This is a genomic window from Caldifermentibacillus hisashii (assembly GCF_039654145.1).
GTDB classification, from domain to species: domain Bacteria; phylum Bacillota; class Bacilli; order Bacillales; family Caldibacillaceae; genus Caldifermentibacillus; species Caldifermentibacillus hisashii.
The window spans coordinates 2960756-2986188 of the sequence record NZ_CP155467.1 but is presented as its reverse complement, the minus strand read 5'-3'; the positions used below and the strand labels follow the sequence as shown (position 1 = coordinate 2986188).

Below are 25433 nucleotides of genomic sequence, written 5' to 3'. Positions count from 1 at the left end.
TATCTTTAAGTGCACTATATAACAATGATAAAATAGATAAAATGGTTATTGATTAAATACGGGATATTTATTGAAGGGAGGAAAGGCCGTTTTGGAAACGCAAGCTTTGAAAAAAGAAATTATCGACTACGCAATATCCATTGGAATTGATAAAATTGGTTTTGCCACGGCAGCCCCTTTTACAACATTAAAAGCAAGACTTATCCGTCAGCAAGAATTGAATTACCAGTCCGGGTTTGAAGAGTCAGATATTGATAAGCGAACGAATCCTGCCCTTCTTTTTGACAATCCCCAATCGATCATTTCCATTGCTCTGGCCTATCCAACGAAAATGAATAAGCATGTTCGCGGGACAAAGGGTGAGCGGCGAGGTTTATTTGCCCGCGCTTCTTGGGGAGAAGATTATCACCTTGTATTACGTGATCGCTTAAGCAAACTGGAACAATTCATTTACAGTAAGATGCCTGATGCCCGATGCAAATCAATGGTCGATACCGGTGAATTATCTGACCGGGCAGTTGCGGAACGAGCAGGTATCGGTTGGAGCGGGAAAAATTGTGCCATCATTACGCCGGAGTATGGATCATTCGTTTATTTGGGTGAAATGATTACAAATATTCCTTTTGAGCCGGATACGCCGATAGAAAATATGTGCGGAACATGCAATAAATGTATAGAAGCTTGTCCGACCGGTGCGTTAGTCCAACCGGGGCAAATAAATGCAAAAATTTGTATCTCCTATTTAACGCAAACGAAAGATTTTTTACCGGACGAATATCGTAGCGTGATTGGGAATCGATTATATGGCTGTGATACATGTCAAATCGTTTGTCCTTATAACAAAGGTAAAGATTTCCATTTTCACGAAGAATTTGAACCGGAGCCGGAAGTGGCAAAACCATTGCTTAAACCACTGCTAAAGATAAGCAACAAAGAATTTAAAGAAAAATATGGCCGTGTTTCCGGTGCTTGGCGTGGGAAAAAGCCGATTCAGCGAAATGCGATCATTGCACTCGGTCATTTTAAAGATGAAACGGCGATTGATGAGTTAAGCGATGTTATTCGTAACGATCCGCGACCGGTCATTCGGGGAACAGCTGCTTGGGCATTAGGTAAAATTGGGACAGAAAAAGCGAAACAAATACTTACGAAGGCAAAAATCGAGGAAAAGGATGAAGATGTATTGCGGGAAATTGAAGTGGCACTTGCCGAATAATTAAAATGCCCAATTTTTGCATCACACCGAATACGAAGGTGGAACATACACTTAATTAAAGGAGTGTGTGTTGCCATGATTGATCAATTACAAAGGTTATTAGAACAACGGGTGCAACAATGTGTAAGTGATCGGCAAGCGGAATGTTCAAAAATTGAGCGCAAAAAAGAATGTTTGGCAAATCGCCATGGTGAAATTGTTAAAGCAAAGGCGACAGGGCATATTACCGATAAAATGAATAATGGAGACCATACTGATATATATTACAACGTCCATTTTCAATATTTAATCAAACAAGAAAAGCGATATTACATTGAAGAAGAAGTTGAGAAACGAAAAGCCCATTTTTATAAAAGTACACTGTTAACGGATGAAGAAATATTTGAAACGCCAGCATTCGAAATCCCTGAAATAAAAATTGATCGCCATGAAAATTTAGAAAGGATTTCATACCATTATGACCGGAGAAAAGCCGTTCAGTATGCCGAACGTTGGTGGAATGACTATAACCCGCAATATCATAAATTTGATGTTGATTGTACGAATTATATTTCACAATGTTTACATGCCGGTGGAGCTCCGATGCGGGGTTTTTCCAATCGTTCGAGCGGTTGGTGGTATAATGGAAACAGTTGGAGTTATAGCTGGTCAGTAGCCCATTCGCTTCGATGGTATTTAGGTACTTCCAAAGTAGGTTTGCGTGCAAGAGAAGTGAGTGATCCGGGGGAGTTACAACTAGGCGATATTATATGTTATGATTTTGAAGGAGACGGCCGCTTTAATCATACTACAATCGTTACGGCAAAAGATGCATATGGGATGCCGTTGGTAAACGCTCATACAACCAATAGCCGAATGCGATATTGGTCTTATGAAGATTCTTCAGCCTATACAGATAATATCCAATACAAATTTTTTACAATTATAGATGATGATTGATTTATTAGTTGAGGTGGAAAATTGTGGCAGTACATGTTGTTTTATATCAACCAGAAATCCCGGCCAATACAGGTAATATTGCAAGAACCTGTGCAGCAACAGACTCGCAGCTTCATTTAATTCGCCCGCTTGGATTTTCAACGGATGATAAAATGTTAAAGAGAGCCGGACTTGATTACTGGCCGTTTGTAAAAATACATTACTATGATTCGTTGGATGAATTTTTTGAGAAAAATCAGGGAGAATTTTATTATATTGAGACATACGGGAATAAGGCATATTCTGATTTCGATTACAGTAATCCGGAAAAAGACTACTATTTTATGTTTGGCAGAGAAACAACAGGCTTGCCGAAAGAATTGTTAGAGGCAAATCAAGATCGGTGTTTACGGATTCCGATGACGACAAATGTTCGCTCGCTAAATTTGTCTAATACAGCAGCCATTTTAGTGTACGAGGCTTTGAGGCAACAAAATTTTACCCATTTAAAAATTAAATACAGTGAGTGAAAATCGGTAAGGGTTTAAAATAAGGTCAACTCATTTTGAACCCTTTTTGCTATTATTTGTTTTGGGATAAAATAGGTATTAGAATGGGAGAAATGGTTGCAACAGGCGCCCTGAAACTGAAACGGTATTGATTTTTATATAAGAAAGGATGATTATCATGAACGAAACGATTGAAACGATCTTAAAACATCGGTCGGTAAGGCATTTTCAAGAGAAAAAATTAACAAGGGAGCAGATTGAAACGATTGTCCGCTGTGCACAGGCTGCTTCGACATCGAGTTTTGTACAAGCTTATACCATTATCGGGGTAACTGATCAAAGCAAAAAACAACAACTTGCACAAGTTGCCGGTAATCAAAAATATGTTGCTGATAATGGTCACTTATTCGTTTTCTGTGCCGACCTTCATCGTTACGACATAATCAGCAAAATGGAAAACGTCAATATGGAAGAATCCATTGCCAGTACGGAAAAATTTATGGTTGCTTTAATTGATACGGCCCTGGCAGCTCAAAATGCCGCAATTGCCGCGGAATCATTAGGGTTAGGGATTTGTTATATCGGCGGGTTGCGAAACAATTTAGAGAAAGTATGTGAAATCTTAAAAACTCCAAAACGAGTGATTCCTTTATTTGGTCTGGTGGTTGGTTATCCGGAAAAAATAAATGAACAAAAACCCCGCTTGCCGTTAAATCATATTTACCATGAAAACACATATCAACAAAATGAGGAAGCATACATAACTCAACTGAACGCATATAACAAGACGATCCGAGACTATTATAATAAAAGGACAAACGGAAAACGGAAAGACAGTTGGACTGGTCAAGTCTCGGCAACATTTGCAATGAAAAATCGTATGTACATGCATGATTTTATCAAAAAGCATCATTTGAATAAATAATGAGTGGTTTTTGGTAGAGCCGTTTTTACAAGAAATGTGACCGGAAAGAACATAAAAAGAGCGCTTCGAAAGGTTCATTTTCAACCTTTTCCTTTTAGGCGCTCTTTTTTATACAAACTAGGCATAAAAAATGTTATTAAATTTCTCCCCAAACATATTATTTCTTATATGTACGCGGTCGATCCTCATACCCCGCCGTAAAGATAGCAGCTAAAAATGCTGCCGAAACACAAAGAATTAAGACAGTTCCCATTTTTTATCCCCCTTATGTTCATTTACTCATATTTATTATAATGCGACATATAAATTTTATCTACAGAATGTTCGTTCATTTTTGTTAAAAAGGAAACTTTTCATATTATTTATCATCATTTTGACGGCATGTTCATATATTTATAGGTAAATATAGTTAAATGTGAAGTCAAAGTTGCTCTTACAAAAGCTGACAATTTTAACTTTTTGGCATCATCATTAGAAATATAGGGAGGTACTATATGGGTATATTAGATAAAGTTGCTAAATATCGTGAAGAGGAGGAAAAACTCAAATGGGAAGGTACCTTTGCTGAGTATTTGGAATTGGTAAAAGAAAAACCGTGGATTGCTCAATCTGCCCATTCTCGGGTATACAATATGATTAAAGATGCCGGTGTTGAAGAAGTTGACGGTGTAAAAAGATATAAATTTTTTAGCCATCAATTATACGGGTTGGAAACGGCTCTGGAAAGGTTGGTTGAAGAATATTTTCATCCGGCGGCAAAACGTCTGGATGTCAGGAAACGAATTTTATTATTAATGGGTCCTGTCAGTGGCGGAAAATCAACACTGGTAACCATGTTAAAACGGGGGCTTGAACAATATTCCAGAACGGATCGCGGTGCCGTTTTTGCAATTAAAGGCTGCCCGATGCATGAAGATCCGCTTCACCTCATTCCTCCGCATTTACGTGAAGATTTTTATGAAGAATACGGGATTCGAATCGAAGGAAATCTGTCACCGCTTAATATGTTGAGGCTTGAACAAGAATACGGGGGACGGATTGAGGATGTGCTAGTGGAACGGATCTTTTTCTCAGAAGACCGTCGCGTCGGTATTGGTACATTTAGCCCGTCAGACCCGAAATCACAAGATATTGCCGACCTCACAGGAAGTATTGATTTTTCGACAATTGCCGAGTACGGTTCGGAATCAGATCCGCGTGCATATCGGTTTGATGGAGAATTGAACAAAGCCAATCGCGGGATGATGGAATTCCAAGAAATGCTAAAATGTGATGAAAAGTTCTTATGGCACTTACTGTCTCTAACGCAAGAAGGAAACTTTAAGGCAGGCAGGTTCGCACTTATCTCAGCTGACGAGTTAATCGTGGCTCACACAAACGAAACTGAGTATCGCGCCTTTATTTCCAACAAAAAAAATGAAGCACTCCACTCCCGGATTATTGTAATGCCGATTCCTTATAATTTAAAAGTGTCTGAGGAAGAAAAAATTTATGAAAAAATGATTCGTGAAAGTGATGTAGCCGATGTCCATATTGCCCCGCACACATTAAAAATTGCCGCTATGTTCACCATTTTAACCCGCTTAAAAGAACCGAAACGAGGGGATATTGACTTAATTAAAAAGATGCGGCTTTATGACGGGCAAAATGTTGAAGGTTTCAGTGCGATTGATGTGGAGGAACTGAAAAAGGAATATTCGGATGAAGGCATGAGCGGAATTGACCCAAGATACGTCATCAACCGGATCTCTTCAACAATTATTCGTAAAGAAGTAAAATCGATTAATGCATTGGATGTGTTACGTTCCTTGAAAGAAGGACTTGAACAGCACCCGTCGATTACGCCTGAATCAAAAGAAAAATATTTGAACTTTATTTCTCTTGCCCGGAAAGAATATGATGAATTGGCGAAAAAAGAAGTGCAAAAAGCGTTTGTTTATTCGTATGAAGAATCTGCGAAAACATTGATGGATAATTATCTTGATAATGTTGAAGCTTATTGCAATAAAACAAAGCTGCGTGATCCGTTAACAGGAGAAGAAATTAATCCGGATGAAAAACTCATGCGGTCGATTGAGGAACAAATTGGCATATCGGAAAATGCGAAAAAGGCATTCCGGGAAGAAATCTTAATTCGGATTTCAGCTTATGCCCGGAAAGGAAAACGATTTGACTATAATTCTCACGGACGCCTTCGTGAAGCAATCCAGAAGAAGTTGTTCGCAGACCTGAAAGATGTCGTAAAAATTACCACATCAACAAAGACACCGGATGAACAACAATTGAAGAAAATTAATGAAGTGGTTGCCAGGCTAATTGATGAGCACGGTTATAACTCAACATCCGCAAACGAACTGCTTCGCTATGTAGGAAGTCTGTTGAATCGTTAATCAGGAGCAAAAAATAATAAAATTTTAATTGCCGTACTGCAGAAAGTGCGGCTTTTTTTGCAGACAAAGTCAAAAAATACGGCTTAAAATATTGTTTAGTTCTAAAAGGGAAGCTACGAAATATGTACTTATGTTGGTGTTTTGTAAAATCATGGCTCTTATTTCCGAATGCACCAAAAGTAGATCATCCAAAAGCTGTTTTAGTAAGGAAACGAATCCTGCCCGGTATTTGGGAAAATCTCATCAATCCCCAGAAGAACACCAGCAGAAAATGAGGTACGACCGGGACATTTTGTATACTGCTTAGAAAAGGTAGTTTAACTAATATCAACAACTAATAAAACAGCTAATGGAATGCCCATTAGCTGTTTTATATGAAAAATATAAATTGGTAGTAAATTTTTTTGTCCACTATGCATAGTATAAAGTAATACAAGAAAATATAGTTTAAATTTATGGACCTTTTGTAATTTTTAATAATATACTACTTATTCCTTTTATTGAAATATCAACTTTTATCCTCTTACCATACCACCATGACCGGATGAACGATCCCTAAACTTCATTCAAACATACAGTACATTGTATGCGATAGAAGTTTTGTATGTGACAAAAAAATTAAAGGAGGGAATGAATTAGGATGAATAATTATAATAAACACCATTTCACCATTTCTCAAGAGGATTGGTCCCTCCATCGAAAAGGCCACGAAGATCAACAAAGGCATAATGAAAAGGTTCAGGAAGCAATCAAAAAAAACTTGCCTGATCTAATATCTGAAGAAAGCATTATTTTATCAAATGGAAGAGATGTCATAAAAATACCGATACGTTCACTTGATGAATATAAAATTCGTTACAATTATGATAAGAATAAACACGTGGGCCAAGGCGATGGCGACAGCCAAATTGGTGATGTCATTGCCCGTGACGGTTCAGCGGAAAAAGGACCCGGAAAAGGGCAAGGGGCAGGGGACCAACCTGGAGAAGACTATTACGAAGCAGAAGTATCACTTGCTGAATTGGAAGAAGCACTGTTTAGTGAGCTTGAATTACCAAATCTGCAAAGAAAAAATGATCATGAATTAATTGTGGAAGATATTGAATTTAATGATATTCGAAAGACCGGTTTGTTGGGAAATATTGATAAAAAGAAAACCATGCTCACCGCTTTTAAACGTAATGCATTAAGTGGGAAGCCTTCATTCCATCCGATTTACCCGGAAGATTTGAAATTTAAGACATGGAATGAAAAAATCCGTTATGAGTCAAAGGCTGTTGTTTTGGCAATGATGGACACAAGTGGCAGTATGGGAATCTGGGAAAAATATATGGCACGCAGTTTCTTTTTCTGGATGACCCGGTTTTTACGTACGAAATATGAAAAAGTGGAAATTGAATTTATCGCCCACCATACGGAGGCAAAAGTTGTAACAGAGGATGAATTTTTCTCTAAAGGGGAAAGTGGCGGGACGATTTGTTCTTCAGCTTACCGATTGGCGTTGGAGTTGATTCATGGTAAGTATTCACCGAGCCAATACAATATTTATCCGTTCCATTTTTCAGATGGGGACAATTTAACGTCTGATAATATGCGTTGTGTAAAATTGGTTAATGAGTTGATGGAAATTTCAAACATGTTTTATTATGGAGAAGTAAATCAATACAATCGTCACAGTACGTTAATGTCCGCCTATAAAAATATAAATGATGAGCGATTCCGTTATTTTATATTAAGACAAAAAGCAGATGTCTTTCATGCGATGAAGAGTTTCTTTAATAAGGAAGAAAATAAGATGTATGCGTAAATCCCCTGTCATGTGCAGGGGTTTTTTAAATGAACAGAAGTGAAGGATATCTTTCGAGTGCAACTTATTAATTAAATGGAAATTGATTGGATGCTATGAGACAGTTTGGCTTGAATTTCCACTTGGTTTGTATCATACAGCCGTTCTATGGGACAGTTTTGTTTCAAACTCCGGTGGTTTTGTCCCATAGAATCCGATTTGTCTAATCCTATGGGACATTTTAACTTGAATTTCCGCTTGTTTTGTCCCATACAGCCGATCTATGGGACAGTTTTGCTTCAAACTCCGGTGGTTTCGTCCCATAGAACATGATTCGTCCAATCCTATGGGACATTTTAACTTGAATTTCCGCCTGGTTTGTCCCATACAGCCGATCTATGGGACAGTTTTGCTTCAAACTCCGGTGGTTTTGTCCCATAGAACCCGATTCGTCCAATCCTATGGGACATTTTGACTTGAATTTCCGCCTGGTTTGTCCCATACAGCCGATCTATGGGACAGTTTTGTTTCAAATTCCGGTGGTTTTGTCCCATAGAACCCGATTTGTCTAATCCTATGGGACATTTTAACTTGAATTTCCGCCTGGTTTGTCCCATACAGCCGATCTATGGGACAGTTTTGTTTCAAACTCCGGTGGTTTTGTCCCATAGAATCCGATTTGTCTAATCCTATGGGACATTTTAACTTGAATTTCCGCTTGGTTTGTATCATACAGCCGATCTATGGGACAGTTTTGTTTCAAACTCCGGTGGTTTTGTCCCATAGAATCCGATTTGTCTAATCCTATGGGACATTTTAACTTGAATTTCCGCTTGTTTTGTCCCATACAGCCGATCTATGGGACAGTTTTGCTTCAAACTCCGGTGGTTTTGTCCCATAGAACCCGATTCGTCCAATCCTATGGGACATTTTAACTTGAATTTCCGCTTGTTTTGTCCCATACAGCCGCTCTATGGGACAGTTTTGTTTCAAACTCCGGTGGTTTTGTCCCATAGAATCCGATTTGTCCAAACCAACGGCGCATTTCAGTAACAACATTTAACGGTTTTTCCTCTGTCGTACTGATCTGTACGTAGCTGCTAAAAATTTCCTTTTACAAATTTGAAAGTGTAATCATTTCTAAATGCAAAAAATTTTGATATAATTGTATAGAACAATATGAACATTTTGGATATACAAAGGGATAGGGGATAATAATGGCCAAATTAGTAATAGAAAAAGATACTGTTACCGGCACTAGGATTGAAAAAATTTGGACAAAGGACTTTATTTTAATCTGTTTAGCCAATTTTTTTGTTTTTTTAGGATTCCAAATGACTTTGCCAACTCTTCCGTTATTTGTTGAAGCGTTAGGTGGGCGGGATCAATTAATTGGATTGGCGGTTGGAATTTTTACTTTCTCGGCATTATTGATTCGTCCATTTGCCGGGCATGCTTTAGAAACAAAGGGGAGAGGTATCATTTATTTATCCGGATTATTGATCTTTTTCCTATCGGTCGGATTTTTTAGTGTTACCGCAAGCATATTATTCCTTTTTGTCATGAGAATTGTTCAAGGTTTAGGTTGGGGATTATCAACGACAGCTTCAGGAACAATTGCGACAGATATCATTCCGGGAAAACGGAGAGGTGAAGGTTTAGGTTATTACGGGTTATCGGGAAATTTAGCATTGGCATTCGGTCCATCACTCGGATTAATTTTGGTGGAACATGTTTCCTTTCAATCGTTATTTATCATCTGTGCCATATTTGGTTTGTTGGCATTTATCCTTTCATCATTTATTTCGTTTAAAAAAGTGGAACAAAAAGAAAAAGCGACTCTAGTTGGGAAATGGGATTTCTATGAAAAGTCAGCGTTAAAGCCTTCCGCTCTTGCCTTTTTCATCACCGTTACGTTTGGAGGAATCGCCTCCTTTTTACCTCTATATACAGTGCAAAAAGGGGTAGAAGGCATTCAAACGTATTTTTTTATTTACGCAATGGCGTTAATGGTAACAAGAACATTTGCCGGTCAGTTATATGATCGCAAAGGGCACCGTGCTGTTTTTATTCCCGGAACGCTTCTTATTTTTCTTGCCATGTTATTTTTGGCTTGGTTGCCAAATAGCTTCATATTATTTATTGCAGCATTTCTTTACGGCTTTGGTTTTGGTACCATTCAGCCGGCACTTCAGGCATGGGCGGTGGAACGATCACCGAAAAATCGTCGTGGCATGGCTAATGCAACTTTTTTTTCCTTTTTTGATCTCGGAGTCGGATTTGGGGCGATTTTGTTCGGTCAAATCGGTCATTGGATTGGATATGCCAGTATTTATCTAGCAGCTGCCCTTTCCATCTTGATGTCAATCGGTTTTTATATATTTATTTTAAGGACGGAAAAAATAAATGCGGTTTCATAGTTTAATTCTTTAAATATATTAGGAAGGCTCGCCAATCCTTCCATTTATTGCTATAATAGGAATGTGAAAAAGATCACATGATTTCCTTTCCGCTTAGGAACAAATTTGGAAAAACCTCCTTATAAGTTCATAACACTATTGACACCGTTAAAAAATAAATAAGGTGGAGAAAAATCCTAACATTGCTTCTTCAAAAAGAGGGCAAAAAGGCTAAAGATAAAGTGAATGGTCACTGAACGACGGGACGCATACTTTTATACGTTAAGAGAGGTATAGCATCCTATAAAAAATCGACTGTTATTTTCCCGGATTTTTTTAACCACGAAGAGATGAAAATTATTTTCTTTATCTTGGGAAACAATATCCATAGAGAAAAAAGAAATGGAATGGATTGGAGTTATTTGGTAACATTCTTCAAGAGGACTTTGAATTATTCACCTATAGCGGTGATCTATAAATGTTTCGCAAAATTTTAAAGGAATTCCAAAAATATTGTATAGGAGTGGATTTGATGTCTAATCGTGTAAGTAAAGTAGTACTTGTCGGAACCGGTGCTGTTGGTTCCAGTTACGCTTTTGCCTTATTAAATCAGGGAATTGCCGGGGAACTCGTGATGATTGACGTAAATAAAGAGAAAACGGAAGGGGATGCAATGGACTTAAATCATGGCCTTCCATTTGCGCCTGCCAAAATGATTATCCGTCATGGTGACTATTCAGATTGTCATAATGCTGATATTGTTGTTTTAACAGCTGGTGCAGCTCAAAAGCCCGGTGAAACACGTCTTGACCTTGTTGAAAAAAATACGAGAATCACGAAAAGTATTGTTGAAGAAGTCATGGCCAGCGGTTTTAACGGAATTTTCATCGTTGCATCAAATCCGGTTGATATTCTTACTTATGCAACATGGAAATTTTCGGGATTACCAAAAGAACGCGTAATCGGTTCCGGAACAATATTAGATACTGCCCGTCTACGTTACATGTTGGGTGATTACTTCAATGTAGACACTAGAAATGTCCATGCATATATTATAGGTGAACATGGTGATACGGAACTTCCTGTATGGAGTCATGCAGGGATTGGCGTGATTCCCATTTTTGATTGGATGAGAAAGGACCCGAAATACAAAGTGGAGGATTTAAATGATATATTTGTCCAAGCCCGCGATGCTGCCTATCATATCATTGAGAAAAAGGGTGCAACTTACTATGGGATCGCAATGGGGTTGGTTCGATTAACAAAGGCAATTTTACAAGATGAGCATTCCATTTTAACGGTTTCTACATATTTGGACGGTGAATATGATCATAAAGATTTGTTTATCGGTGTACCGGCTATTGTCACAAGAAATGGAATTAGTGGCGTGATTAAAATGGAATTGACCGCCACCGAGAAAGACCGACTCAATCATTCTATTCGTGTTTTAAAAGAAACCATGAACAGTGTCAATTTGACCTAGTTTAACGTGCAGTAAGGACACTTCACTTTATTAAATAACTTGAGTTTCCCACCTTAGGACGAAAGGCAAACTCGTCGACAACTCTGGTCGAGAACTAGAGGACACTGAAAAAGTGCGAAACAATCTTGCTAAACACCATTTAGATGTATTTCCGGGTTTTATATTGTGTTAGTAAATCTATTCAAATAGTTTTTCAGTGGCCTCTGAGAACTACTCAATTTTATCGACGAAACTTCCACATGTCTTGGGATGCGAAATAGTAAATGATTATCAATAAGGATGCCTGAATGATTAAAATAACTTAATTGTTCAGCTCCTATTTTTTTGTGGGTAAAAGCAAAAAATTCCGGCAAAGAAAAAGATGCAAAGGGAATTTTACGATTTAAGTAAAATTGCACAAGGAAAGCTTCGAATCACATGGACACCTTTTGACAACACAAGCCAAGCAGTTGAAAAAAACGTTTTTTTAACAAAATAAAGTAAACTTCTTTACAATGTTACATAATTAGTTATAAAATAATATTGTGTAACATTATTGGAGGGGAATTTTGTGGAGTATGTGAACCCAATTAAAAAAATTGAAAAAATACAAGCAATGAAAAAGGTTTTAAGTCAATCTTCACTTCGGGATTTACTCCTTTTCGTTATTGGGATAAATACGGGAATTAAAGTACATGATTTATTGTATTTAACGGTTAAAGACGTATGGGACGGTTCCCAAACAAGAGAGTTTCTTTACTTAAAGGATGAAAAAAATGGGGAAGTAAAAGCATATTATTTAAACAGCAAAGTAAGAGAAGTATTAAGGGATTACTTGGCAAGCAACGAATTGCAGCCGGATGATTTTCTATTTAAATCAAAAAAAAATAACCATCCAATTACGAGGCAACAAGCCTATCGAATCATCAATCATGCTGCAAAAGAAGTAGGGATCCAGGAAAAAATCGGAACCCACACGCTTCGAAAGACGTTCGGATATCATGCCTATCGTAAAGGGGTGGCCATTTCTATTTTAAAAAATATTTTTAACCAGCACTCCACAGCAGAAACTTTAAAATATATTGGAATCGATAAAAACGAACAAAAGCTCATTAAGGTCGATGTGAATTTATAATTAAAGATTTAAACATCAATCCGTGTTATTTAAATCAATTTTGTTCAAGTCCATATTTTTTAAATCTCTAATAATCCCGTCAGTGACTTGGACTTGCCGGGTTTCCCAACCGTTCATAAATCGGAAAATTCCGTTATCAAAATCCGTACCGACTTCTTTGAAAAAAATACCTTCATATTCAATATCTTTTGTATGACTGAATGTTAGACGGTATTCTGTACCGGATTTAACAAGGTATGCACGGATTCCTTTTTCAAATAAACCCTCTTCATCACGAATATATCTGGAGACAGAAATAATATGAAGATCGACAAAAGGAATTTCATGCAAGAGCGCATGAATGATTGAACCTTTTGTAATCTGTTCCCAGCGGCTTTGAGCAGTCTGCCCGAGGATGATTTGGGTTATGTGATTCTGTCTGGCCACTTCAGCAATTACTTTCGCCACCGGACGTTTTTCATTATCTTTAATGATAAATTGAGCAGAAGGGTGCGATTCAGCAAATTTTTTCCACTGTTCGATATAAATTACTTTTTCGGCGTCTAATTCATCAAAAGGGGCTAAATCAACCGTTAATATATAAAGTGGTGCTTTAAGCATATTTGCAATTTGGCAGCCACGTCGAATCAATCTTTCTCCATTTGGACCATAGTAAACACAAACAAGAATTCTTTCATTTGAAAAATTTGCTTCCATCTATGATTCACCTCAAATGTTTTTGTTGGAATCACCTATTTGACTATGTAGAACTATAACCGATGGAACGAGAGTAGTCAATCCAAAACTGCCTATATTTCATTTTTCAACAAATTTTAGGAACATGAAAAATGTAAGGCTGTCACATGGTAAAGCCTTAGTAAAAAAAGTAGTCCTGTGAAAATTGTAAGTATATCGGCAACATGCATAGGTTGCGTATGGTAAAAGCTCTCAGTATAAAGTTATGCTGTGAAAATGAATATGATCAAGAATTTTGGCCTTTTTCGTGGCTTCCGAAATTGAATGAAATTGTTGGGGGGATGCCGTTTGAATTCGTTACACATGCTGATATTTATTCCTTTTGTATTTGCTATGGCAATTCCGCTTTTGTATAAGTTGTTTCATCCGAAAATTCATTTAGGTTGGTTTGTATTACTGATTCCTTTGGTCATATTTTTATACCTTCTTCGCTACATTCCCTTAGTTGCAAATGGTGATCATCTGACAACTTCCTTAGCGTGGCTTCCTTCAATGGAGATGAATTTAGATTTTTATCTCGATGGTTTGGCGTTATTGTTCGGATTATTAATTTCCGGTATGGGTGTACTTGTCATTATTTACTCCATTTTTTATCTATCAAAGCACCGAGAAGAACTTCATAAGTTTTATATGTATTTAATGATGTTCATGGGCGCTATGCTGGGTCTTGTATTTTCTGATAATATTTTTATCCTATATGGCTTTTGGGAACTGACAAGTATTTCCTCATTTTTACTAATCGCATTTTGGTATGAACGAAAGTCATCAAGAGATGGGGCAATGAAATCTTTGCTTATCACTGTCTTTGGCGGGCTTTGTATGTTTGCAGGAATGATTATGTTAACTCTTATCACCGACACATATAGTATTCGCGAAATGATTCTTAATGTGGAATTCGTTCAAGCACATAAATTATTTATTCCCGTGATTATTTGCATTCTACTCGGAGCCTTTACAAAATCAGCCCAGTTTCCGTTCAGTATCTGGTTGCCCGGAGCAATGGAAGCGCCGACGCCCGTTAGTGCATACCTTCATTCGGCGACGATGGTGAAGGCGGGAATTTATTTGGTAGCTCGATTTACACCCGTTTTTGGCGGAAGTTCCGTTTGGTTTTGGCTAGTATCGGGAATAGGAATCATTACTTTATTATATGGCTCAATTACAGCAGTTCGACAAACTGATTTAAAGGCGTTACTGGCCTATTCGACGATTAGTCAATTAGGTTTAATTATGAGTTTATTAGGAATTGGTTCACTCACTTTTTATTTTGGACCGAGTGAACATGGTGTTACCTATTCGATGGCCATTTTTGCCGCAATTTTTCATTTGTTCAATCATTCCATGTTCAAAGGCAGTTTATTTATGGTCGTCGGAATTATTGATCATGAAACCGGAACAAGGGATATTAGACGGCTTGGCGGATTGATGCAGTTGATGCCGGTTTCGTTTACTGTTGCACTAATTGGTGGTTTCTCTATGGCCGGATTACCTCCTTTTAACGGATTTTTAAGTAAGGAAATGTTTTTTAAAGCAGTCAATGATGTGAGGGTGGCGGAAATATTTCATCTTGAAACACTTGGTATGCTATTTCCCTTACTTGCATGGATTGCCAGTATTTTTACTTTTGTTTACTCTATGATTCTCGTTTTTAAGACATTTTCCGGGAAATATCGACAGGAAAAGTTGAATCGGGATGTACATGAGGCACCTTTTGGTATGTTAATTCCATCTGTAATACTCGCCTTCTTCGTCGTAGTTATTTTCTTTTTTCCAAATGTTTTTTCCAAATACTTGTTGAAACCGGCATTCGTTGCCATCCTACCGATGTTTACGATCGATAAGGTGGATATCAAAATTAGTGCTTGGCATGGATGGAATACTGAACTTTTGATGACTATCGGTGTTGTAATTATGGGAAGTCTCCTATTTATTACAGTCAAGCGGTGGGTTCCTTTGCTTAAACAATATCCGCAATGGCTTACGTTAAATAACTTGTTTGAGAAATCTTTGGAAAAAGTCGAGCGCTATTCACTTACAATAACAAATCGCTATATGACCGGTTCGATCCGCCATTATTTTATCTATATTTTTTCGTTTTTTGTCATTGTTTTAGCCGGCTCACTTTTGTTGTTACACGGTATCCAATTTGATGTTTCCGAAGACAATGTCATCTGTATTTATGATATGGGTTTAGTTTTGGGGGTAATGATAGCCGCATTAGTGGTTCTATTTACAAGTAATCGAATGACGGCCATTGTTGCACTAAGTGTCGTAGGTTATTTAGTGACAATGTTTTTTGTTATCTTTCGTGCTCCGGATCTGGCACTTACACAAATGGTTGTAGAAACAGTGACAACCGTACTATTTTTACTTTGCTTTTATCACTTGCCAATGTTACAAAAGAATATTGGTCGGATCAAGTTTAAGTTAACAAATCTGATTGTGTCCGTTGCAACGGGATTAACAATTACTATACTTGCTTTGTCAAGCAACAGTCATAAGCTGTTTGAACCGATTTCTTATTTTTTTGAAAATGCGTATGAATTGGCCGGTGCAAAAAATATTGTTAATGCCATATTAGTCGATTTTCGCGGGTTTGATACAATGCTTGAAATTTCTGTTTTATGTATTGCCGGGCTTGGGGTGTATACATTGGCTCGGTTCCGAATGAAAGGAAGTGATCACAATGAAGCCGAATGACGTCATCTTACAAAGTGTAACCAAAGTGACTGTCATCATTATTTTTACCTTTTCTGTTTATTTGTTTTTAAACGGACACCATCATCCGGGAGGCGGCTTTATTGGCGGGTTGAGTACAGCAGCGGCAATTGTATTGCTTTTTTTAGCATTTGATATTGAAAAAGTCCGGGAAAATTTTCAAATTGATTTTAAGAAACTGGCCGCACTTGGGGTTTTAATTGCCATTGGTACAGGCTTTACGGGTATGTTGGCGGGTGACTCGTTTTTAACTCAATATTTTAATGATAAAAATTTACCGATTTTTGGGAAAACGGAATTGGCTACGGCACTAATTTTTGATACCGGTGTCGCTCTTGCAGTAATTGGAACAGCCGTGAGCATCATTCTGAGTATTAGTGAGGGGGATTCTCTATGGAAACGATAATGGCTTGTCTTGTCGGACTGTTATTTACGATCGGTACTTATTTAGTTTTATCGAGACAAATGTTACGGATTATTTTTGGATTGTCAATAATCAGTCATGCTGTTAATCTATTAATTTTAACATCGGGTGGTTTAAAAACCGGAAGTGCCCCGTTACTTGATGAAAAAATGGCCGGATTTACCGATCCATTGCCGCAAGCATTGATTTTAACAGCAATCGTTATTAACTTTGCGGTAACAGCCCTGTTGCTTGTGCTAAGTTATCGTTCCTATCAAATTTTTAAGACGGATGATATGGAACGGCTAAGGGGAAATCCGGATGAATAATCTATTAATTTTACCTATTGCGTTTCCGTTATTCATTGGTATGTTGTTAATTATTTTCAGAAAAAATATTTGGCTGCACCGGTTGTTAAGCCTGGTTGCATGTATTTTCCCGGGGACGGTTGCATTAATTTTGATGAACCAAATAAAAGACAGCGGGATTCAAACATTGCAGTTGGGCGGCTGGCAAGCTCCTTATGGAATCAGCTTTGTTGCGGATATGTTTGCTGCAATACTGCTATTTATGACAAGTATTGTATCTCTTTGCTGTCTGCTTTATGCCTTTCACTCGATTGGAAAAGAGAGAGAAGAACATTATTTTTACCCGCTGATTTTATTTTTAATCACCGGAGTTAACGGTGCATTTTTAACCGGAGATTTATTTAATCTGTATGTTTTTTTTGAAGTGTTTCTTGTGTCCTCTTATGTACTGATCACTTTAGGAGGTACTCGTAACCAGCTGCGGGAATCATTGAAGTACATCATGATCAACGTAATTTCTTCCGCTTTTATTCTCGTAGGTGTTGCGTATTTGTACGCTGTAACGGGAACATTGAATTTTGCTCATTTATCAGTTCGTGTTGCTGAAGCGGGACAAGATGGATTGATTACGACGATTTCTTTGTTGTTTTTAATTGTGTTTAGTTTAAAAGCAGGTCTTTTTCTCTTTTATTGGTTACCTGGTTCTTATAGCGTTCCACCTGGCGCAATCGCTGCTATTTTTGCAGCACTTTTGACAAAGGTTGGTATTTATGCGATTTTTCGGATGTTTACCCTCATTTTTTATCACCAGCCACAAGTCACCCATATGGGTATTGGTATTTTAGCAGCTCTAACAATGATTCTTGGTGCAATGGGAGCAGTCGGGTATCGGGATTTGAAAAAAATATTAACATACAATGTCATTATTAGTGTAGGTTTTATTTTGATCGGATTAGTTGCTTTTACGGAACAAAGTCTTTTGGGCTCTATTTATTATTTAATCCACGATATGATTATAAAAGCTTTAGTGTTCTTGATCGGTGCGACCATTATAGGGCTTACCGGAACAAGCAAGCTTAAAGATATGAGTGGACTGATTCGTACACACCCGGCTTTAGGTTGGATGTTTTTCATTGCTGTATTGTCTATGGTAGGAATTCCTCCATTAAGCGGTTTTCTTGGAAAGTTATATATTACGAAAGGAGCATTTGAAGCAAGCTATTTTTGGTTAGGAGGGTTCGGATTATTAGCGAGTATATTCATTCTTTATTCATTAATAAAAGTATTTATGGATGTCTTCTGGGGAGAAACGGTGATGAGCGAAGATGAGGAAAAAGGAACAACAAAAGGGGTAATGTTACCAATTGTTTTATTGACAGGTATCAGTCTTGCGCTCGGACTCGGTGCTGAAGGAATCCACGAGTATGTATTGATAGCTGCAAAAGGTTTACTTGATCCAAACCAATATATTTTTGCCGTACTGGATAAAGGGGGGATATAATTGCCGCTTCAAGTGTTAATAAACTTATTTATTGCCGGGTTATGGATGTTTTTACAGGATGAAGCGAGTTTCCTTACTTTTTTCAGTGGTTATTTAGTAGGTTTGTTCATTTTATTTTGCTTAAGACGTTTTTTTCATAAGCCATTTTATCTTTTTACCTTTCTTGCTATAGGAAAATTGTTTCTTATTTTTATATATGAATTATTAATATCAAGTCTTTTTGTTATTAAACATATCGTAAGACCAAAAATAAATATCAAACCGGGGATTTTTCGCGTGGAGACGGATTTAGAGGGAGATCTTGAAATAACTTTATTGTCTCTGCTCATTTGTTTAACACCGGGTTCGGTCGTGATGGAAGTAACACCGGATGCAAAGACTTTGTTTGTTCATGCACTGCATATTCCCGAATCAAAACCATCCGTGCTCAAATCAAAGGCGGTTTTTGAAAAGGCGATAAAGGATGTGACCAGAAAATGACGTTTGAAATTATTATGATTGTATCTTTATGTTTATTAACATTATCGATTTTGGCCAATATTTATCGAGTTGTAAAAGGTCCTTCAAGTGCTGACCGTATCCAGGCTCTCGATGCAATCGGTATTAATTTAATTGCCAGTATTGCTGTTTTTTCCGTTCTCCTGCACACCCATGCCTTTTTTGATTTGATTTTGTTGATTGGCATTCTTTCTTTTGTCGGAACCGTTGCTTTTGCGAGATTCACAGAAAGAGGTATGGTAATTAAGCAGAAAGATGAAGGGTAAAGTTATTTCGGAAAAGTGGTTATACCAAGGGCATTGAAGATAAGTCCGTTAGTATAAGTATAATCAATTGAAAGAGGTGATATTGTTGCACGGAAGTGATGAAGTAATTGCCGCACTTTTTATTCTTGCCGGTTCCATTATTGTGTTTGTCAGTGCTATTGGGATTATCCGCCTACCGGATGTCTATACTCGTTCACATGCAGCATCAAAAAGTTCGACATTAGGTGTGTTAAGTACATTAGTCGGGACATTACTCTACTTTTTAATTTCTGAAGGCTATTTTAGTATTCGGCTCATAATGGGAATATTCTTTGTGTTTTTAACAGCTCCTGTTGCTGCTCATCTCATTGCTCGATCGGCCTATCGTAACGGAGTACCACTGACTGAAAAATCGATTGAAGATGAGTTAAAAAAATATTATTTTGAAAACGAACTGTCAAAAAAATAAAGCAGGTTAAACATAATGGTTACCGCCAAAAAGCCCCCTTTTCAAAAAACTAACGCTTAAATCACAATACATTGTGTTTTGATAAATATAGATAATACTATATTAGCTAAAATTTTTCCATAAAACCTTTTTGGGTACTAATCACATAATTATTCAATGGAAATTATTTTAAGGTTATTTTAATAAAAAAATACTTGAATATCTATTGACAATTTTTTTAATAAGGTGTCAAATATAAATAATAAATATTTGCTTTAAAGGGGTAAAGTGGTTGGCGCGCAAAGGGGGATTTTCAAAATTGAACTTCAGCAACAATAGAAAAAGATGGGAGAGATGTTGATGACTTTACCTGCGATACTTGATGCTTCGGAAATGGGAATTATTTTTGCGATTATGGCACTCGGTGTATATATATCGTTTCGTGTCCTTAATTTTGCAGATTTGACGGTGGATGGCAGTTTTGTTACCGGCGGGGCTGTTGCTGCGGTAATGATTGTAAATGGTTATTCACCTATATTGGCATCATTGGCTGCATTGATTGCCGGTTTTTTTGCCGGATGTATAACCGGTCTCCTTCATACGAAAGGAAAGATCAATGATTTACTTTCCGGAATTCTCATGATGCTGGCCCTTTATTCTATTAACTTACGGATTATGGGGTTAACACTGGAAGATGGTGTTTCACGTCCGAATATTCCGTTATTAAATACAGACACCATTTTTACAAAAGTTGGGGATTTTTTTAACTCAATCGGACTTGGCGATTACGGAATTTTAATTTTTATGATCATTGTCACATTGATATTTAAATTTTTAACAGACTATTTTCTTAAAACGGAAATTGGTTTATCCATCCGGGCAACAGGTGATAATCAACGAATGATCCGTAGTTTTTCAGCAAATACAGACGGCTTGATCATTTTAGGTCTCGGTATTTCTAATGCATTTGTTGCATTTTCCGGTGCCTTATTGCCCAATACAATCAATTTTCTGATGTTGGAATGGGGATTGGGATGATTGTGGTCGGGCTGGCATCGATTATAATTGGTGAAGCTATTTTCGGGAAGAAGACGATCGCCCGCACAACTTTAGCTGTTGTATTTGGTGCAATTATTTACCGAATCTTTATCACGATTGCATTAAATCAAGGGATCTTGGATGCCAGTGACCAGAAGTTAGTTACTGCGGTTATCGTGATTTTGGCCTTAGTCTTGCCGAAACTAATCGATAAACAACGGGAGAAAAATCGGAAAGCAAAACACAAGCTTCAAGGAAAATCGAACAGTAAAGCAAACGGGGAGGGTGAATCTGTTGCTTGAACTGAAAAATATTAAAAAGATTTTTAATGAAGGAACATTGGATGAAAAAATCGCCCTCGATCATATTAATCTATCTTTGGAAAAAGGTGATTTTGTCACAATTATCGGAAGTAACGGTGCAGGGAAATCAACGTTGATGAATATTATATCAGGTGTGCTCTCTCCTGATCTAGGTAACGTAGTCATTCACGGGAACGATGTAACGAATATCCCGGAATATAAACGTTCCAAATTGATTGGACGTGTGTTTCAAGATCCGATGGCAGGAACCGCACCGTCCATGACGATTGAGGAAAATTTAGCCTTGGCCTATTCGCGAAATAAAAAACGGACACTTAGTCTCGGGGTGACAAAAAAACGAAGAGAATATTTCCGCGAATCGTTGGCCTCATTAAATTTAGGATTGGAAGATCGCCTGAATGCCAAAATTGGTCTTCTATCCGGTGGGGAACGGCAAGCAATTTCTTTACTGATGGCAACATTCACAGAACCGGATATTTTATTATTAGACGAACATACCGCAGCCCTAGATCCGAACCGAGCTCAGCTAATTACGGAACTTACGAAGCAAATTGTAAAAAAATATGGCCTTACTACGCTGATGGTTACTCATAATATGCAGCAAGCTTTAGACTTAGGAAACAGATTAATTATGATGGATAACGGTCAAATTATTTTGGATATTAATGAAGCGAAGAAAAATCAACTGACGATTGATGATTTATTAATAGAGTTTCAGCGAATTCGCGGCGAAAAGCTCGTAACCGACCGGACATTATTAGCGTAAATGAAAAGACATTAAGGAAAGCATGTACTTGACTTGGTGTCTTTTTTCGAGAATTAATTTATTGGGCAATTTTCTCGCTAGGAAGAATAACAAAATAGTGTTTCCATTATAACAAGTAAGGTGAACATCAATATGAAAAATGAAGTATATATAGAAAAATTAATAACTTCATTAAAAAATAGGTTAGATAAAAATAGTGCACTGTATCGGAACACTTATTTTGGAAATGTAGTTCTCTCAAAAGTAAAGTTTTTCCCTGCCTGTACTGATGAAGAACTAAAAAAATATAGTAGTATTCCATTACCGGTGGATTATCTTCAATTTTTAAAAATATCTAATGGAGCAGAACTGTTTACCGATGATTATAAAGGTAGCCGGGCATTACTTGAATTATATTCTTTGGATAAAATTTTTGAAGAGAAAAATTTCTATGTGAATAACTTGAAAATCGAGGATACATATCCGATTGGGCATTTATTAGACAATGCCGATTTAGTCGTGAACATTCAGGATCTTAAAAACGGGGGACAATACCTTTCTCTGTCGGATGGTTCAAAAAAATTTAATTATACATTTCAAGAATGGCTTGATAAATTTATCATTGCTCAAGGAAATGAATTTTGGTTACTGGATCAGCCTTATAGGTAATAAAGCACGCCCTTATGTTTATGTTCACACTTGAGATGATTTTTCAAATGCAGTTCATTCAGCTTAGTTAGGGGAAATTTCTGAACTTTGAGGGGATCATCACCCATATTGAACGTGGCGATTATAAAATAATGAAAGTTAAAAGTAATGTTACTGAATCACCGATTGGGTTAATTAACCATCAGTGGAGAGGTCCACTGATGGAAGCTTCACTTTATAACATACTATTGTATAATGGAAATGCTAATCCGCAATCCTCCATATAAATTATGTTACTTTTGGATAAAGAAAGCTAGTCATGCTTTAGAGGCACAACTGCTATCGTGCATCTTGAGATACAAATCAGTTTGTCCTCTTCATCCTTGATTTGGATTTCCCAAATTTGGGTGGTCCGGCCTTGATGCAAGACTTTCCCTTCTGCCGTAACGATTCCTTCTCTTTTTGAACGTACATGATTTGCATTAATTTCCAGACCAAAACATGTTTCATTTTCTTGATCAATCAGTAGATAGGCTCCGAGGCTTGCAACTGTTTCAGCCAGCGCAACCGAGGCACCTCCGTGAAGATACCCCAGCGGCTGTCTCGTTCTATCATCCACCGGCATTGTCGCCGTTACATATCCTTTCTCTAAAATTTTTATTTCTATTCCTAAACTATCTGTCAGTCCTTTTGAATACAAGTGCTTCACTCCTTATAAAACTTTTTATGCCACCTTAACGGCGAGTCAAGACCCACACCCAGGATTTTTGAGCTTCCAAAGACGATAGGTGGGGACAAACAAAAGCCCTCTGGTGGAAGTTTCACTGATATATATCTATATTCGCCCTAAAGTTTAGTTTTTCCTTCTTAACATTTGCTGAGAAATAGTGAAAAATTAATTCAAAGTACTGAAATTGCCTTGTTCTAGATCTTTTTGGTCTCTTTTTACACTCCAAAGTAAGAGGAAGAAAGCGAAGAATAGGATGCCGCTTGTTACAAAAAACACAGAATGGATGCCGATAAATCCCGAAATGGTTCCACCTAATACCGGTCCAATGACATTTCCTAAAAATCGGAAGCTGACATTATAACCGTTCACTTCACCTTGAACTTGTAACGGTGCCACTTGCCGGATATAAGCGGTCATACAAGGGATAATTCCTCCTGTTACCATACCGAACAAAAAGCGCAAGATCACAAGTTGCCACAAGGCTGTTACCATTCCTTGAGGGATAAATACAATGGCCCCACCGATCAGTAAAGCCATAATTACTTTTTCATAGCCAATTTTGTCTCCAAGTCTACCCCAACGCCGTGTTGCCAGTAAATTCCCAAAACCGGTTGTTGAAAAAGCAAGTCCGGCTAAAAAGGCTACACTTTCCGTATGTGCCAACTCATTGACATAGATTGCCAAGAGCGGCTGAATAGTGAAGTTGGCTACTTGGACTAGCAGTGAAATAATCATGACTGTAATTAAAACTTTTTTTTGCAAAATAAATTCAAGGACTTCTCGTCTCGTAAATTCTTTTGTTTTGGCTTTTTTCTCTGTTTGCCGAACCTCTTTTACTCCAAAAATAACAAACAAGGAAGCTACTGATATAGCAATGGCTGTATAGGTAAATGTATATTTAAAGCCAAATTGATCGGCCAGCATTCCGCCGATAAGTGGACCAAAGAGAGAACCGGTTACGTTTCCTGTTTGCAGAAGTCCCAAAACCTCACCAACTTTTTTCTTCGGTGTTTGAGCTGCAATCATTGCCAGTGATGTTGGGATAAACCCGGTGACCGCCCCCATAATAAATCTAAGAATAAACAGTTGGTGGACAGTATGCATAAAGCCCATAAAGAAAAGACTAATGGCAATCCCAAATCCTGTTATTAGTAAAACGGGCTTGTATCCATACTTATCGCCAACCCGTCCCCATATTGGTGAGAAAATAAATGCAGTTAAAAACGTGATACCAAACACATATCCTGCCCATTTTTGGACATATTCTGTTGTAAATTCCCCCATTGTATTAATGTAAAGGGATAGAAACGGCATAATCATCGTTGTACTGGAAGCAACTAAAAAATTGGCGACCCACATAATTAATAAGTTTCTCTTTTCTGCTTTCATCGTGATCACCTTCATAAAATATTTCGTATCTCTAACTATTATACATAGTTTTTCATCTTAAATAAAGACTTTCGGGTTTCGAAATATTGGTCGTTTTTTATCTAAATGTGGTATTTTTTGGCGATAAGAGTGAATCTCGTCGCCGTTTTTGGGCGAGGAAGTCGTATTTTTGATGACGAGCCTCAATCTCGTCACCATTTTGAGGCGGAAAACCCCATTTTTTGGCGACGAAACCTATTCTCGTCACCATTTTGAGTTGGAAAAAGCACTATTTTGACGACGAGATTCATTCTCGTCGCCATTTTGAGGAGGAAAACCCCATTTTTTGACGACGAGATTCCTTCTCGTCACCATTTTGAGGAGGAAAACCCCATTTTTTGGCGACAAAACCTATTCTCGTCGCCATTTTGAGGAGGAAAACCCCATTTTTTGGCGACGAAACCTATTCTCATCGCCATTTTGAGGCGGAAAACCCCATTTTTTGGCGACGAAACCTATTCTCGTCGCCATTTTGAGGCGGAAAACCCCATTTTTTGACGACGAGACGCGTTCTCGTCACCATTTTGAGTTGGAAAACCCCATTTTTTGGCGACGAGCCTCAATCTCGTCACCATTTCGAGTTGGAAAAAGCGCAATTTTGACGACGAAACCAAATCTCGTCACCATTTTGAGCCAGAAAACCCCATTTTTTGGCGACGAGCCTCGTTCTCGTCGCCATTTTGAGTTGGAAAAAGCGCAATTTTGACGACGAAACTCGTTCTCGTCGCCATTTTGAGCCGGAAAACCCCATTTTTTGACGACGAAACTCGTTCTCGTCGCCATTTTGAGCCGGAAAACCCCATTTTTTGACGACGAAACCAAATCTCGTCACCATTTTGAGCCAGAAAACCCCATTTTTTGGCGACGAAACCAAATCTCGTCACCATTTTGAGCCAGAAAACCCCGTTTTTTGGCGACGAAACCT

At 37.7% G+C, this 25433-nt stretch carries 23 protein-coding genes and 1 pseudogene; 19 read left to right on the top strand and 5 right to left on the bottom strand.

Translation table 11 applies throughout. The annotated features are described in order from the left end of the window. Window positions 1-91: 91 nt before the first annotated feature. The 9 genes from queG (at window position 92) to NSQ14_RS14495 (ending at window position 12740) form a co-directional block, all read left to right on the top strand. Window positions 92-1216 (top strand): tRNA epoxyqueuosine(34) reductase QueG, encoded by a 1125-nt coding sequence (gene queG / locus NSQ14_RS14535; protein ID WP_328187332.1) that lies wholly within the window; start codon window positions 92-94, stop codon window positions 1214-1216. A 75-nt stretch (window positions 1217-1291) separates the two neighbouring features. Next, complete coding sequence (locus tag NSQ14_RS14530; protein WP_041903534.1) at window positions 1292-2155, top strand: amidase domain-containing protein; 864 nt, start codon at window positions 1292-1294, stop codon at window positions 2153-2155. Between the two features lie 20 nt (window positions 2156-2175). Then, a complete protein-coding gene (gene trmL, locus NSQ14_RS14525; RefSeq protein WP_176458906.1) occupies window positions 2176-2664 on the top strand; it encodes a tRNA (uridine(34)/cytosine(34)/5-carboxymethylaminomethyluridine(34)-2'-O)-methyltransferase TrmL in 489 nt (162 codons plus the stop codon). A 157-nt stretch (window positions 2665-2821) separates the two neighbouring features. Further along, on the top strand, window positions 2822-3568 hold the full coding sequence (gene nfsA / locus NSQ14_RS14520) for an oxygen-insensitive NADPH nitroreductase (protein WP_346216522.1): 747 nt from the start codon (window positions 2822-2824) through the stop codon (window positions 3566-3568). A 494-nt stretch (window positions 3569-4062) separates the two neighbouring features. Further along, window positions 4063-5958, top strand: a complete 1896-nt coding sequence (locus tag NSQ14_RS14515) for a PrkA family serine protein kinase (protein ID WP_041903532.1) — start codon at window positions 4063-4065, stop codon at window positions 5956-5958. A gap of 640 nt (window positions 5959-6598) precedes the next feature. Continuing rightward, the gene (yhbH, locus tag NSQ14_RS14510) at window positions 6599-7765 is read left to right on the top strand and encodes a sporulation protein YhbH (RefSeq protein ID WP_342014260.1); all 1167 of its coding nucleotides are present in this window, start codon (window positions 6599-6601) and stop codon (window positions 7763-7765) included. A 1196-nt stretch (window positions 7766-8961) separates the two neighbouring features. Further along, window positions 8962-10164: an MFS transporter gene (locus NSQ14_RS14505; protein ID WP_346216521.1), complete on the top strand. Its 1203-nt coding sequence runs from the start codon at window positions 8962-8964 to the stop codon at window positions 10162-10164. Window positions 10165-10675: 511 nt separating this feature from the next. Continuing rightward, window positions 10676-11626, top strand: coding sequence for an L-lactate dehydrogenase (locus NSQ14_RS14500; protein ID WP_244810224.1), 951 nt, complete (start codon window positions 10676-10678; stop codon window positions 11624-11626). 550 nt (window positions 11627-12176) lie between these two features. Beyond that, window positions 12177-12740 (top strand): tyrosine-type recombinase/integrase, encoded by a 564-nt coding sequence (locus NSQ14_RS14495; protein WP_346216520.1) that lies wholly within the window; start codon window positions 12177-12179, stop codon window positions 12738-12740. A 15-nt stretch (window positions 12741-12755) separates the two neighbouring features. Here NSQ14_RS14495 and NSQ14_RS14490 read toward each other — a convergent pair whose 3' ends face one another. Next, window positions 12756-13436: a universal stress protein gene (locus NSQ14_RS14490; RefSeq protein ID WP_251245994.1), complete on the bottom strand. Its 681-nt coding sequence runs from the start codon at window positions 13434-13436 to the stop codon at window positions 12756-12758. A gap of 327 nt (window positions 13437-13763) precedes the next feature. Here NSQ14_RS14490 and NSQ14_RS14485 point away from each other — a divergent pair, with 327 nt between their 5' ends. From NSQ14_RS14485 to NSQ14_RS14440, 10 genes and pseudogenes are all read left to right on the top strand, one after another. Further along, a complete protein-coding gene (locus NSQ14_RS14485; protein ID WP_346216519.1) occupies window positions 13764-16175 on the top strand; it encodes a Na+/H+ antiporter subunit A in 2412 nt (803 codons plus the stop codon). Next, complete coding sequence (locus NSQ14_RS14480) at window positions 16162-16599, top strand: Na(+)/H(+) antiporter subunit B (protein WP_346216518.1); 438 nt, start codon at window positions 16162-16164, stop codon at window positions 16597-16599. The genes NSQ14_RS14485 and NSQ14_RS14480 overlap by 14 nt, the downstream gene beginning before the upstream one ends. After that, entirely contained in the window at window positions 16587-16925 is a 339-nt protein-coding gene (locus NSQ14_RS14475) for a Na(+)/H(+) antiporter subunit C (protein ID WP_034772069.1), read from the top strand. Before NSQ14_RS14480 ends, NSQ14_RS14475 begins: the two co-directional genes overlap by 13 nt. After that, on the top strand, window positions 16918-18405 hold the full coding sequence (locus NSQ14_RS14470) for a Na+/H+ antiporter subunit D (RefSeq protein WP_346216517.1): 1488 nt from the start codon (window positions 16918-16920) through the stop codon (window positions 18403-18405). Before NSQ14_RS14475 ends, NSQ14_RS14470 begins: the two co-directional genes overlap by 8 nt. After that, window positions 18406-18885, top strand: a complete 480-nt coding sequence (locus NSQ14_RS14465; protein ID WP_346216516.1) for a Na+/H+ antiporter subunit E — start codon at window positions 18406-18408, stop codon at window positions 18883-18885. It abuts the gene before it with no gap. Beyond that, the gene (locus NSQ14_RS14460; protein WP_034772063.1) at window positions 18882-19169 is read left to right on the top strand and encodes a Na(+)/H(+) antiporter subunit F1; all 288 of its coding nucleotides are present in this window, start codon (window positions 18882-18884) and stop codon (window positions 19167-19169) included. Before NSQ14_RS14465 ends, NSQ14_RS14460 begins: the two co-directional genes overlap by 4 nt. An 85-nt stretch (window positions 19170-19254) precedes the next feature. Beyond that, window positions 19255-19617, top strand: a complete 363-nt coding sequence (locus tag NSQ14_RS14455; protein ID WP_034772060.1) for a Na+/H+ antiporter subunit G — start codon at window positions 19255-19257, stop codon at window positions 19615-19617. Window positions 19618-19956: 339 nt separating this feature from the next. Continuing rightward, window positions 19957-20936 (top strand): annotated as a pseudogene (locus NSQ14_RS14450) (ABC transporter permease). Next, window positions 20929-21723, top strand: coding sequence for an ABC transporter ATP-binding protein (locus NSQ14_RS14445; RefSeq protein ID WP_326973620.1), 795 nt, complete (start codon window positions 20929-20931; stop codon window positions 21721-21723). Before NSQ14_RS14450 ends, NSQ14_RS14445 begins: the two are co-directional and overlap by 8 nt. 132 nt (window positions 21724-21855) lie before the next feature. Next, window positions 21856-22371, top strand: a complete 516-nt coding sequence (locus NSQ14_RS14440; protein ID WP_346216515.1) for an SMI1/KNR4 family protein — start codon at window positions 21856-21858, stop codon at window positions 22369-22371. Between the two features lie 292 nt (window positions 22372-22663). Here the strand turns inward: NSQ14_RS14440 and NSQ14_RS14435 are convergent, their stop codons facing one another. The 4 genes from NSQ14_RS14435 to NSQ14_RS14420 form a co-directional block, all read right to left on the bottom strand. After that, complete coding sequence (locus NSQ14_RS14435) at window positions 22664-23050, bottom strand: hotdog fold thioesterase (protein WP_108898539.1); 387 nt, start codon at window positions 23048-23050, stop codon at window positions 22664-22666. Between the two features lie 195 nt (window positions 23051-23245). Beyond that, window positions 23246-24469: an MFS transporter gene (locus NSQ14_RS14430; RefSeq protein ID WP_346216514.1), complete on the bottom strand. Its 1224-nt coding sequence runs from the start codon at window positions 24467-24469 to the stop codon at window positions 23246-23248. Between the two features lie 57 nt (window positions 24470-24526). Continuing rightward, the gene (locus NSQ14_RS14425) at window positions 24527-24667 is read right to left on the bottom strand and encodes a hypothetical protein (protein ID WP_346216513.1); all 141 of its coding nucleotides are present in this window, start codon (window positions 24665-24667) and stop codon (window positions 24527-24529) included. 357 nt (window positions 24668-25024) lie between these two features. Continuing rightward, a complete protein-coding gene (locus NSQ14_RS14420; RefSeq protein WP_346216512.1) occupies window positions 25025-25291 on the bottom strand; it encodes a hypothetical protein in 267 nt (88 codons plus the stop codon). Window positions 25292-25433 lie beyond the last annotated feature (142 nt).